We start from the raw sequence: 12,593 nt of genomic DNA, 5'->3' as shown, positions 1-12,593 counted from the left end.
TTGTGAGGGGGGAACGGCTGCGTTTTCAGGTCGTTTAGCTTTTCGAGCGTGCTCGTGGTAAGTAGCAGCGACTGTGTGACAGGGGAAGTAGGAAAATGGCAACTGGTATCGTTAAGTGGTTCAACGACGCGAAGGGCTTCGGTTTCATCACTCCCGATGAGGGCGGTGAGGATCTGTTTGCGCACTTCTCGGCTATCACCATGAATGGCTTCAAGACGCTGAAGGAAGGCCAGAAGGTGAGCTTTGACGTCGTTCAAGGACCGAAGGGCAAGCAAGCGTCGAACATCCAGGCCGCATAAGGCACCGGATATCAGACGAAGAAACCCGGCGCATGTATTGCGCCGGGTTTCTTTATTTGAGGCTGGCCAATCGATAATCGATTGGCCGGCCTTTTCGTTCAATCCCGATAATTGAACACACATTGTCTTGTCACACGCGCAGATCGAATACTCATCCCGCGCGTGAAACATAATCACCACCTCGTTACACGACCTTCAGCGTGCCCATCATGCCGAGATCCTCGTGTTCGAGAATGTGGCAATGAAACATGCGCTCTCCGGGCATGTCTTGCGTGACGAGAATCGTCACGGTTTCGCCGCTGCGCACGTTCACCGTATCGCGCCATGCACGGAACGGTTCGCTCGTGCGCGAATCGCCCGACGCGCGCTCGATCACCTGGAACTGCGTGCCGTGCAGGTGGAACGGGTGATCCATGTCGGTGCCGTTGCGGATCGTCCAGCGCTCGACGTCGCCACGGCGGCTCGTCAGCGTCGTGCGATGCGGCGCATAGGTGTCGCCGTTGATCGTGAAGCGCATGCCCGCCGGGCGGCCGTGTGCCGCGCCTTTCATCATCGCGTCCATGTCCATCTCTTCGCCGAACGCCACATCCTTGTGCGCGATCGGTTCGCCCAGCGACGGCACCGCGCGCAGGGTCGCCGGCAACGCACGTGCGGCGGCCGGCGCGAATGCGACGTCGGCCAGGGCCAGCGCCGGATCGGGTGGCAGGCTGCCGTGCCCGTCGTCGTGTGACATCGACATCTTGCGGCGGTCGTATTCGGCCGCCTGCAGCACGGCGCGCGACGCCCGGTCGCCGGCGCGGACCAACAACTCCGCCCGTTCGCCCGGCGCGATCAACAGCGACGTGACGCGGCGCGGCGCGTCGAACAGCCCGCCGTCGGTGCCCGCGTGCTCGAACGCGCGGCCATCGTCGAACGCGACGCGCAAATAGCGCGCGCTGCACGCGTTCCACACGCGCCAGCGCTCGTCGCCCGCGACATCGATCCTCGGCCGGCGGGCGCCGTTGACCAGCACGAACTGGCCTTCACGGCCGTTCATCCAGTCCATCATGTCGTTCGGTGCAATCGTGCCGTCGCGCGCAAGCTTCAGGTCCGACACGAACAGGTTGCGCTCGGGCCAGCCCGCCAGCGGATCGTCCACGGCGCGCACGACGAACGGGCCGGCGAGCCCACGGAAGACCTGTTCGGCCGTCATCATGTGCGGATGCGGGTGGTACCAGTACGTGCCGGCGCTCCCCTTCGGCAACGTGAAGCGGTACACGCGCGACGCGCCGGGTGCGACCGGATCGGACGGATTGCCGTCCTGGTCAGGTGGCACGGGCAGGCCGTGCCAGTGGATCGTCGACGGCTGCGGCAGCTTGTTCACGAACTTGATCTCGACCGTGTCGCCCTCGCGCACGTCGATCAGTGGACCGACGACGGGGCCCTGCGTACCCGCGCCGAACTGCCAGAACGTGGTCGGCCGCGTGCCGTGCAGCATCGGGCGCGCCACCGGCTGCGCCACCAGCGTGGCCCGGAACATGCCGGGCTCGCGGCTTTCGTTCGCGAGCGTGCGCAGCGCCGCGAGCGGCGCGCCGGCCGGCAGCGCGTCGGCGGCCGCGAGTGCGGCCGGTGCGGACTTGCCGCGCGGCCCATGACCCGCCATCCCTGGCATGCCCGACATGCCGGGCATGTCGTCCATCGAGTCCATGCCGGCCATGCCGGCGTGACCGGCATGCTGCGCCCACGCGGCACGCGTGAACAGCGACGCGGCCGCGACACCAATGGCACGCGACAGGAAGGTTCTCCGTATCATCAATCGTTCCTCGTTATCCATGCTGGGTCGCGCGGCCGCCGCGACGCCCGCGCCGGCCGGCTGACGCGCCGATGCGCGACGCAAATCCCGATGCCCGCGTCATCATAACCGCAGGCCCAAATCGGGAAGCGCCACCGCCCGCCCGGCGGCGATACGCCGCAGCGCGCGACAACGCCGCACCTGATTCCGCACACATCGTCGATCGGCGATGCACGGCCCTTCGCTCATGGCCGAAGCGCCACTCAACCCTGCCCCAGGCAACGCCCAGGCGGCCGCCTCGGGCCTGCCGTTCGGCCCCGCCACCTCGCCGGTCACTTCACCGATCCGCAAACCCGTCAATATTTCACGATGCGGAACAAGTCCCTGCGTTGTAAAAATTCGTGGTGCAGGGCACAAAATCCCCGTTTCGCGATGCCAAAAAACGTTCCGCAATACAAAACGACGAAAATAATTATTTGTTTTTAAAAGAGAAATTTTGTTTAGTGAAGGCGTTCTACATGCACCATCCGATCGGGCCGCGGACGTAGACTTTGTTCCATGCACTGACGCTTCGCCACGACGTTCGATACGGAACCCGGCGCAAGCAGCCAGTCGGGCCACAGCCGGCCAAGCCGGCAGGCGGCACAACAGAATCGCTTGTGATCAGAAAGGGAGAACGGAAATGAAGGGATTTCGCTTTGGTTCAGCGCTCGGGTCGTTCTACATCCTGCCGGGTAACGGCGGCTGGGAAGCGACGTTCGGCAACGCCCTGCTCGGCGCATTCTCGTGCCCCGAAGTAGCAGCCGACCACATCTCCCGCGGCGACTGCGAACAACTGTCCGAACTGGACACGGCAACGCTCGAAGTGCCGCACGAAATCGCCGAATGGGAAATCGTTCACGTCTGAATGACAAGCCGGCAACGAAAAACGCCCCGGGCGTCCGGGGCGTTTTTCTTTTGTGGCCAGCGTCAGGCGGCAATGCCCGCCGCACCGGCACACGCATCGGCCCGCGTCAGGCGACCGCGTCGACGATGCCGTTCAGCGTCGCGCTCGGACGCATGGCCTGGCTCGTCAGGTCGACGTTCGGACGGTAGTAGCCGCCGATGGCCTGCGCCTTGCCCTGTGCAGCCGCCAATTCTTCCAGGATGCGCGCTTCGCTGTCGGACAGCGCCTTCGCCACGCCTTCGAACTGTGCCTTCAGCGCCGCGTCCTCGGTCTGCTCGGCCAGCGCCTGCGCCCAGTACAGGCACAGGTAGAAGTGGCTGCCGCGGTTGTCGAGCCCGCCGACCTTGCGCGCCGGCGACTTGTTCTCGTCCAGGAACTTGCCGGTCGCCTGGTCGAGCGTCTTCGCGAGCACGACCGCCTTCGGGTTCTGGTATGCGTTGCCGAGGTGTTCGAGCGACGCGGCCAGCGCGAGGAATTCGCCGAGCGAATCCCAGCGCAGGAAGCCTTCCTCGACGAACTGCTGCACGTGCTTCGGCGCGGAGCCGCCTGCACCCGTTTCGAACATCCCGCCGCCGGCCATCAGCGGCACGATCGACAGCATCTTCGCGCTGGTGCCGAGTTCCATGATCGGGAACAGGTCGGTCAGGTAGTCGCGCAACACGTTGCCGGTCACCGAGATCGTGTCCTTGCCCGCGCGGATGCGCTCGAGCGAGAAACGCGTCGCGTCGACCGGCGTCATCACGCGGATGTCGAGGCCGTTCGTGTCGTGATCCTTCAGGTAACGCTCGACCTTCGCGATGATCTGCGCGTCGTGTGCGCGAGCCGGATCGAGCCAGAATACGGCCGGTGCGCCGGTCGCGCGTGCGCGGTTCACCGCGAGCTTGACCCAGTCCTGCACCGGTGCGTCCTTCGTCTGGCACATGCGCCAGATGTCGCCCGCTTCCACGGCATGCTCGAGCAGCACGTTGCCCGCTTCGTCGGTAACACGCACGACGCCATCCGCCGGGATCTGGAACGTCTTGTCGTGCGAACCGTATTCTTCAGCCGCCTGCGCCATCAGGCCGACGTTCGGCACGCTGCCCATCGTGACCGGATCGAAAGCGCCATGCTGCTTGCAGTCCTCGATCACCGCCTGGTAGACGCCTGCGTAGCAGCGGTCCGGAATCACGGCCTTCGCATCGTACAACTGGCCGTCCGGGCCCCACATGCCGCCCGAATCGCGGATCATCGCCGGCATCGATGCGTCGACGATCACGTCGCTCGGCACGTGAAGGTTCGTGATGCCCTTGTCCGAGTTGACCATCGCCAGGCGCGGACGCACCGCGTATTCGGCCTTGACGTCGGCTTCGATCGCTTCGCGCGTGTCGGCCGGCAGGTCCTTCAGGCGCGCGTACAGGTCGCCGATGCCGTTGTTCGGGTTGAAGCCGACCTGCGCAAGCACGTCCGCGTGCTTCGCAAGCGCGTCGCTGTAGAACACCGACACGAAGTGACCGAACAGGATCGGGTCCGAGACCTTCATCATGGTCGCCTTCAGGTGCACCGAGAACAGCACGTCCTGCGCCTTCGCGTCGGCGATCTGCGCTTCGATGAAGCTGCGCAGCGCGTTGCGGCTCATCACCGACGCGTCGATCACTTCACCGGCCTTCACGGCCGTCTTTTCCTTCAGCACCTTCTTCGCGCCGTCGGTCGTCGTCAGTTCGATCTTCACGCTGCCGGCATCGGCGATCAGCGCCGACTTCTCGCTGCCGTAGAAGTCGCCTTCGGTCATGTGCGCGACGTGGGCCTTCGACGTGGCCTTCCACGCGCCCATCTTGTGCGGATGCTTGCGTGCGTAGTTCTTGACCGACAGCGGCGCGCGGCGGTCGGAGTTGCCTTCGCGCAGCACCGGGTTCACCGCGCTGCCCTTGATCTTGTCGTAGCGGGCCTTGACCGCCTTCTCTTCGTCCGTCGACGGATCTTCCGGATAGGCCGGCAGCTTGTAGCCCTGTGCCTGCAGTTCGGCGATCGCGGCCTTGAGCTGCGGCACCGATGCGCTGATGTTCGGCAGCTTGATGATGTTCGCTTCCGGCTTCAGCGTGAGCTGGCCCAGTTCGGCCAGATCGTCGGAACCCTTCTGCTCGGGCGGCAGGATGTCCGCGAATGCGGCGATGATGCGGCCGGCGAGCGAGATGTCGCGCGTTTCGACGGCGACGCCGGACGAGCGCGTGAAGGCCTTGACGATCGGCAGCAGCGAGTAGGTCGCGAGCGCGGGCGCTTCGTCGGTGAGGGTGTAGATGATCTTGGGCGAAGTGGACATGGTCGATGCGTTGCTACGTGAAAATTTGGACTGGGAGCGCCGGCGGGTAACCGGCGGGGAGCGACCGGGTCGGTCGCGAAAGGGGCGCGCCGGCTCAGCCGGGCGGTGGTATTGCGAGGGCCGTCATGTTCTACCTTGCAAGGGCTCCGGGCCGCATCGCGGCGCCGCGGCCCGCATGCCGGACCGCCCTGCCAACAAACCTGCCATCCACGAAACGCTCCGGCGCCGGCAGTAGGCGCCGGGGCGGCCGGCAACCTGCCGGCCCACCCCGGAAGGGGTCTTACATGTTCTCGATCAGCACTTCACCGAAGCCCGAGCACGAAACCTGCGTCGCACCTTCCATCAGGCGCGCGAAGTCGTACGTGACGCGCTTCTGCAGGATCGACTTCTCCATCGCGGCGATGATCGTATCGGCTGCTTCCGTCCAGCCGAGGTGGCGCAGCATCATTTCCGCGGACAGGATCTCGGAACCGGGGTTCACGTAATCCTTGCCTGCGTACTTCGGTGCGGTGCCGTGCGTCGCTTCGAACATCGCGACCGAATCCGACAGGTTCGCACCCGGCGCGATCCCGATGCCGCCGACCTGCGCGGCCAGCGCGTCGGAGATGTAGTCGCCGTTCAGGTTCAGCGTGGCGATCACGTCGTATTCGGCCGGGCGCAACAGGATCTGCTGCAGGAACGCATCGGCGATCGAATCCTTGATCACGATCTCGTTGCCCGTCTTCGGGTTCTTCACGCGCATCCACGGGCCGCCGTCGATCAGCTCGCCGCCGAATTCCTTTTGCGCGAGCGCATAGCCGGCGTCACGGAACAGGCCTTCCGTGAACTTCATGATGTTGCCCTTGTGCACCAGCGTGACCGACTTGCGATCGTTGTCGATCGCATACTGGATCGCCTTGCGCACGAGACGCTCGGTGCCTTCCGTCGACACGGGCTTGACGCCGATCCCCGACGTTTCCGGGAAGCGGATCTTCTTCACGCCCATCTCGTCCTGCAGGAACTTGATCACCTTCTTCGCCTGCTCGGAGCCCGCGGCCCATTCGATGCCCGCGTAGATGTCTTCCGAGTTCTCGCGGAAGATCACCATGTCGATCTTTTGCGGCTCGCGCACCGGCGACGGCACGCCCTTGAAGTACTGCACCGGGCGCAGGCACACGTACAGGTCGAGTTCCTGGCGCAGCGCGACGTTCAGCGAGCGGATGCCGCCGCCGACCGGGGTCGTGAGCGGCCCCTTGATCGACACCACGTATTCCTTGAGCACCTGCAGCGTTTCGTCCGGGAGCCACACGTCCGGACCGTACACCTTCGTCGCCTTCTCGCCCGCGAAAATCTCCATCCAGTGGATCTTGCGCTGGCCCTTGTAGGCATGCGCGACCGCCGCGTCCACCACCTTGATCATGACCGGCGTGATATCGAAGCCCGTACCGTCGCCTTCGATATAGGGAATGATCGGCTGATCGGAAACGTTGAGCGAGAAGTCCTTGTTGACGGTGATCTTGTCACCGCCTTCCGGAACCTTGATGTGCTGATACGGCATGATCGACTCCAGTGACGTGGCTGAGCAGGTGATGCTGGTCGAAGCTGCGCGCGCGGCGGGGGCGCGGCATGGCCACCCCGTGACGGCAACAGCGAGCCGCTATTCTAGCGCCCCAACCGGGCACTTCGGCATGAAGCGCGGCACTGCGTATCAAGCCCCCACTTATGTCTTATATAAGACAGAGGACTTGCCGTTCCGTATTATGCATTAAGATTCCGCCATTTGCCATAGACCGCCCGCCCCCGCTTCCCGCGGCGCGCCGGGCGGACGCCCCGCCATGAACCTGATCGCCCTCAACAAGCCGTTCGGCACGATTTGCCAGTTTTCCGCGCACGAGACGCGCCCGTCGCTCGGCGACTGGGTAAAAACGCCCGGCGTCTACGCGGCCGGCCGGCTGGACGCGGACAGCGAGGGGCTGCTGCTGCTCACCGACGACGGCGCGCTGCAGGCGCGCATCGCGGAGCCGCGTCACAAGCTCGTCAAGCGCTACTGGGCGCAGGTCGAGGGCGCGCCCGGCCCCGCCGACCTGAAGGCGCTCGCGCGCGGCGTCGACCTCGGCGACTATGTGACGCGTCCGTGCCGCGCCGAATTCATCGAACCGCCCGATACGCTATGGCCGCGCAATCCGCCGATCCGCTACCGCGCCGCGATCCCGACGACGTGGATCGAGCTTGCGATCACGGAGGGCAAGAACCGTCAGGTGCGCCGGATGACGGCGGCCGTCGGCTTCCCGACGCTGCGCCTGGTGCGTGTCGGCATCGGCGCACTGGATATACTCGCGCTCGGCATTGCACCAGGAGAAACAATTGCACTGCCGCCACGCGCACCGTGGGAGGGTTTCGCGCCCGCCGGATGACGAATTCGGGACGGGCGAATTTTTCGTCATCTTTTTCGTCAACCGGCTGCGAAGATCGCGCGTTAAACCACGCAGATGCCAACCTTAGCTATCCGGCATTGGCAGCCGAACCCGTGTTTGCGTCACGAAAGCGACGTTTTTATCGAATACGATTCGGCGCCCGCAGCGCAATGAGAAATTTCTCGAAGCGTCTGTCAACCGAAAGGTGGATGGCACCGTTAGACGACATGACTCCTATTGCCGGGTCATTTGGTTAATTAACTAAAGCTGAGGAACACAACATGAACAAACTGATCGCTGCTCTGGTCGCTGGTCTCTTCGCAACGGCTGCTTTCGCACAAGCATCGGCTCCGGAAGCTGCTCCGGCTGCTGCTGAAGCTGCTTCGGCACCGGCTAAGCACGCTGCCAAGAAGCACCACGCTGCCAAGAAGCACCACAAGGCATCGAAGAAGGCTGCAGCGAGCGACGCAGCAGCACCGGCAGCTGCTTCGAACTAAGTAAGCTTGCTGTAATAAATAACGCAGTCAAGAACACGCAGTCTTGCCGTTCTTACGGCGTTGAAAGGCAGATCACCGCGAGGCGATCTGCCTTTTTCTTTTTGTGCCCGACGACACGCATCGCGTACCATGCGGGTCTCGTTTTCCAGATAGGAGCCTTGCTGTGCAATTCTCCCTGCGCTCGTCGCTCGGCCGCCTTGCGCGCGCCGCCGTGTTTCCCGCCGCGCTCGCCGTCATGGCGTTCGGCATGCAGGCCGCCAGCGCGCAAGTGCCGCCCGGCGCCAAGCAGCCGAGCGAATTCCCGCGTGTGAAGCTGCGCGCCGGCATGTACGTGATCGACGCGGCCGTCGCCGCGAACGACCCCGACCGCGAACAGGGGCTGATGTACCGTTCGCAGCTCGCGCCGAACGAAGGCATGCTGTTCGTGTTCAACGAGAACGCAGTGCATTGCTTCTGGATGAAGAACACGCTGATCCCGCTGTCGATCGCGTTCATCCGCGCGGACGGCACGATCACCGACATCGACGAGATGAAGGCCGAGACGACCGACAACCACTGCCCGCGCAACAACGGCGTCTATGCGCTCGAAATGAGCAAGGGCTGGTTCGCGGCGAAGGGCATCAAGCCCGGCATGAAGCTCGAAGGCCTGCCGAAGGCCCAGTAACGGCCATTGCCGCGGCGCCGTGCCGCGCAACGACCGAAGCCGGCCGCCCGTTGCGCGCCGGCTTTTTTTCGCCCGCCAGCGGTGGCGCCCGGCTTGATTCCGCCGCTGCCGGCCGCATCTGCAAAAGCCACGCGCAAGCGCTATGCTTTAAGTCTCGCTTGACCAGCCCGGGCCGCCACTGTCGGCCCGCTTACATCCGAACCTAAGGAGGTTCACGTGCCCCGCAAAACCCCCATCGAGCGCTATCGCAATATCGGGATCAGCGCTCACATCGATGCCGGCAAAACCACGACGACCGAGCGCATCCTGTTTTACACCGGCGTGAGCCACAAGATCGGTGAAGTGCACGACGGCGCGGCCACGATGGACTGGATGGAGCAGGAGCAGGAACGCGGCATCACGATCACGTCGGCCGCGACCACGGCCTTCTGGAAGGGCATGGCCGGCAACTACCCCGAGCATCGGATCAACATCATCGACACGCCCGGGCACGTCGACTTCACCATTGAAGTCGAGCGCTCGATGCGCGTGCTCGACGGCGCGTGCATGGTCTACGACTCGGTCGGCGGCGTGCAGCCGCAGTCCGAAACCGTCTGGCGCCAGGCCAACAAGTACAAGGTGCCGCGCATCGCGTTCGTCAACAAGATGGACCGCATCGGCGCCGATTTCTTCCGCGTGCAGAAGCAGATCGGCGAGCGCCTGAAAGGCGTCGCCGTGCCGATCCAGATTCCGATCGGCGCGGAAGATCATTTCCAGGGCGTCGTCGATCTCGTGAAGATGAAGGCGATCGTGTGGGACGACGAAAGCCAGGGCGTGAAGTTCTCGTACGAGGACATCCCGGCGAACCTCGTCGATCTCGCCCACGAATGGCGCGAGAAGATGGTCGAGGCCGCGGCGGAAGCGAGCGAGGAACTGCTCGAGAAGTACCTGCACGACCATGAATCGCTGACCGAGGACGAGATCAAGGCCGCGCTGCGCAAGCGCACGATCGCGAACGAGATCGTGCCGATGCTGTGCGGCAGCGCGTTCAAGAACAAGGGCGTGCAGGCGATGCTCGATGCGGTGATCGACTACCTGCCGTCGCCGGTCGACGTGCCGGCAATTCTCGGCCACGACTTCGCCGATCCGGAAAAGCCGGCGGAACGCCATCCGAGCGATGACGAGCCGTTCTCGTCGCTCGCGTTCAAGATCATGACCGACCCGTTCGTCGGCCAGCTGATCTTCTTCCGCGTGTATTCGGGTGTGGTCGAATCGGGCGACACCGTGCTCAACGCGACCAAGGACAAGAAGGAACGGCTCGGCCGGATCCTGCAGATGCACGCGAACGAGCGCAAGGAAATCAAGGAAGTGCGCGCAGGCGACATCGCGGCGGCCGTCGGCCTGAAGGAAGCGACCACCGGCGACACGCTGTGCGATCCGGCGAAGCCGATCATTCTCGAGAAGATGGAATTCCCGGAGCCGGTGATCTCGCAGGCCGTCGAGCCGAAGACGAAGGCCGACCAGGAAAAGATGGGCCTCGCGCTGAACCGCCTCGCGCAGGAAGATCCGTCGTTCCGCGTGCAGACCGACGAAGAGTCCGGCCAGACGATCATTTCGGGGATGGGCGAGCTCCACCTCGAAATCCTGGTCGACCGGATGAAGCGTGAATTCGGCGTCGAGGCCACGGTCGGCAAGCCGCAGGTCGCGTATCGCGAGACGGTGCGCACGACGGCGTCCGACGTCGAGGGCAAGTTCGTCAAGCAGTCGGGTGGTCGCGGGCAGTACGGCCACGCGGTGATCACGCTCGAGCCGAACCCCGGCAAGGGCTATGAGTTCCTCGACGAGATCAAGGGTGGCGTGATTCCGCGCGAATTCATCCCGGCCGTCGACAAGGGCATCACCGAGACGCTGAAGAGCGGCGTGCTTGCGGGCTACCCGGTCGTCGACGTGAAGGTGCACCTGACGTTCGGCTCGTACCACGACGTCGACTCGAACGAAAACGCGTTCCGGATGGCCGGCTCGATGGCGTTCAAGGAGGCGATGCGCCGGGCAAAACCCGTACTGCTCGAGCCGATGATGGCCGTCGAGGTAGAGACGCCCGAGGAATTCATGGGCAACGTGATGGGCGACCTGTCGAGCCGTCGCGGCATCGTGCAGGGGATGGAAGACATCGCGGGCGGCGGCGGCAAGCTCGTGCGCGCCGAAGTGCCGCTCGCGGAAATGTTCGGCTATTCGACGTCGCTGCGTTCGGCCACGCAGGGCCGCGCGACCTACACGATGGAGTTCAAGCAGTACGCGGAAACGCCGGCCAACGTGTCGGAAGGCGTGATCAGCGCGAAAGTGAAGTAAGCTCGGCGCGCTCGCGCGCTGCTGCTTGCAGGCAAGGCCCGTCCGGTTCCGGACGGGCTTTTTTTCATTCGGCGCTCGCGGCCTTTTGATCGGCACGCCAGGCGTTTTTTTCGCGTGCCACAATGGATCGCGATTCGTCAGATGGAACCATCCCGATGCCGCCCACCCCTGCCCTGCGCCGCCTGCTGATCCTCTATGCCGGCCTGATCGCCGCGAACGCCGCCGTCTGGCTGTGGGCGCTCGCCGTGTTGCGCGACCATCCGCTGCTGCTCGGCACCGCGGCGATCGCATACGGACTCGGGCTGCGTCATGCGGTCGACGCCGACCACATCGCCGCGATCGACGTTGCAACGCGCAAGCTGATGCAGGAAGGCCAGCGTCCGGTGAGCGTCGGCCTGTTCTTCTCGCTCGGCCATTCGACGATCGTGATCGCCGCGACGCTCGGCATCGCGCTGACCGCCTTCGCGCTGCGCGACCGGTTCGACGCATTCCGCGAGATCGGCGGCACGATCGGCACGGCGGTGTCGGCCACCTTCCTGCTCGTGCTCGCGTGCGTGAACCTCGTGATCCTGCGCGACGTGTGGCGGCGCTATCGCGGCACGCACGGGCACGGGCACGCGCACGATGCCGCGCATGTGCACCGCCCTGCCGGACTCGTCTCCCGGCTGCTGCGTCCGCTGTTCCGGTTCGTGTCGAAGAGCTGGCACATGTATCCGGTCGGCGTGCTGTTCGGGCTCGGTTTCGATACTGCAACCGAAATCGGCCTGCTAGCGATCGCCGCTGCACAGGCGAGCCAGGGGCTGCCGGTCTATGCGGTCATGCTGTTTCCGGCGCTTTTCACCGCCGGCATGACGCTGATCGACTCGACCGACAACGTGCTGATGATTCACGCGTACGGCTGGGCAATGGACGATCCGCAGCGCAAGCTGCTCTACAACGCGAGCATCACGTTCGTGTCGGCGGCCGTCGCGCTGGCGATCGGCGGGATCGAGGCAGCCGGCCTGCTGGCCGACAAGCTGTCGCTGACAGGCCCCGTGCGCGACGCGCTCGACGCGCTCGGCGAACGCTTCGGCTCGATCGGCTATGGCATCGTCGCCCTGTTCCTCGTCTGCTGGATCGCGTCGATCCTGTTCCACCGCTGGCAGCGCGCGGCCGACGCGCCTGCGCGCTGACCATAGCTCAGACGTTTCATTCCCGAAACAAAACTCCCCCCAAGACGTTGCATGCGCCGTCGCGCGCTCGCGTGCGCCTTGCGCGACGGGCGCAAGCGTCCGGTGGCACGGATCTCGCAGATAGGGATTCGCACGGCGGGCCCGCGTGCCGTTCCGCGCTCGCGGCTGGCGTCCAGCGTCCGCCCGAAAGCGATCGGCTTCCGACAGGACTACGAACCTTTACCGGC

At 64.7% G+C, this 12,593-nt stretch carries 10 protein-coding genes; 7 read left to right on the top strand and 3 right to left on the bottom strand.

Going from position 1 to position 12,593, the window contains the following annotated elements; genetic code table 11:
- Positions 1-95: 95 nt before the first annotated feature.
- A complete protein-coding gene (locus C5O79_RS08785) occupies positions 96-299 on the top strand; it encodes a cold-shock protein (protein WP_006478030.1) in 204 nt (67 codons plus the stop codon).
- Positions 300-483: 184 nt separating this feature from the next.
- On the opposite strand, the gene C5O79_RS08780 is transcribed toward C5O79_RS08785, so the two are convergent.
- Positions 484-2,091 carry a multicopper oxidase family protein gene (locus C5O79_RS08780; RefSeq protein WP_122474579.1) on the bottom strand — a complete coding sequence of 536 codons (1,608 nt, stop codon included), beginning with the start codon at positions 2,089-2,091 and terminating at the stop codon, positions 484-486.
- Between the two features lie 661 nt (positions 2,092-2,752).
- On the opposite strand from C5O79_RS08780, the gene C5O79_RS08775 reads away from it, so the two are divergent.
- A complete protein-coding gene (locus C5O79_RS08775) occupies positions 2,753-2,977 on the top strand; it encodes a hypothetical protein (protein WP_006490888.1) in 225 nt (74 codons plus the stop codon).
- A gap of 106 nt (positions 2,978-3,083) precedes the next feature.
- Here C5O79_RS08775 and C5O79_RS08770 read toward each other — a convergent pair whose 3' ends face one another.
- Together C5O79_RS08770 and icd are read right to left on the bottom strand one after the other, a co-directional pair.
- Positions 3,084-5,312, bottom strand: a complete 2,229-nt coding sequence (locus C5O79_RS08770; protein ID WP_046544583.1) for an NADP-dependent isocitrate dehydrogenase — start codon at positions 5,310-5,312, stop codon at positions 3,084-3,086.
- Positions 5,313-5,592: 280 nt separating this feature from the next.
- Positions 5,593-6,849, bottom strand: coding sequence for an NADP-dependent isocitrate dehydrogenase (gene icd, locus C5O79_RS08765; RefSeq protein WP_039368210.1), 1,257 nt, complete (start codon positions 6,847-6,849; stop codon positions 5,593-5,595).
- A gap of 277 nt (positions 6,850-7,126) precedes the next feature.
- On the opposite strand from icd, the gene C5O79_RS08760 reads away from it, so the two are divergent.
- The 5 genes from C5O79_RS08760 to C5O79_RS08740 all read left to right on the top strand — a co-directional run bounded on the left by C5O79_RS08760 (position 7,127) and on the right by C5O79_RS08740 (position 12,366).
- Positions 7,127-7,705, top strand: a complete 579-nt coding sequence (locus tag C5O79_RS08760) for a pseudouridine synthase (protein ID WP_047852546.1) — start codon at positions 7,127-7,129, stop codon at positions 7,703-7,705.
- Positions 7,706-7,986: 281 nt separating this feature from the next.
- Positions 7,987-8,202: a hypothetical protein gene (locus C5O79_RS08755; protein ID WP_011352970.1), complete on the top strand. Its 216-nt coding sequence runs from the start codon at positions 7,987-7,989 to the stop codon at positions 8,200-8,202.
- A gap of 163 nt (positions 8,203-8,365) precedes the next feature.
- Positions 8,366-8,866, top strand: coding sequence for a DUF192 domain-containing protein (locus C5O79_RS08750; RefSeq protein WP_039368216.1), 501 nt, complete (start codon positions 8,366-8,368; stop codon positions 8,864-8,866).
- A 216-nt stretch (positions 8,867-9,082) separates the two neighbouring features.
- Positions 9,083-11,194 carry an elongation factor G gene (fusA, locus tag C5O79_RS08745; protein WP_039368218.1) on the top strand — a complete coding sequence of 704 codons (2,112 nt, stop codon included), beginning with the start codon at positions 9,083-9,085 and terminating at the stop codon, positions 11,192-11,194.
- Between the two features lie 155 nt (positions 11,195-11,349).
- Positions 11,350-12,366, top strand: coding sequence for a HoxN/HupN/NixA family nickel/cobalt transporter (locus C5O79_RS08740; RefSeq protein WP_174242107.1), 1,017 nt, complete (start codon positions 11,350-11,352; stop codon positions 12,364-12,366).
- Positions 12,367-12,593: the final 227 nt, after the last annotated feature.

It is taken from the genome of Burkholderia sp. SRS-25, assembly GCF_004343765.1.
Classification (GTDB): domain Bacteria; phylum Pseudomonadota; class Gammaproteobacteria; order Burkholderiales; family Burkholderiaceae; genus Burkholderia; species Burkholderia contaminans.
The sequence above is the reverse complement of the archived record's forward strand: the minus strand, read 5'-3'. Positions and strand labels throughout refer to the sequence as shown.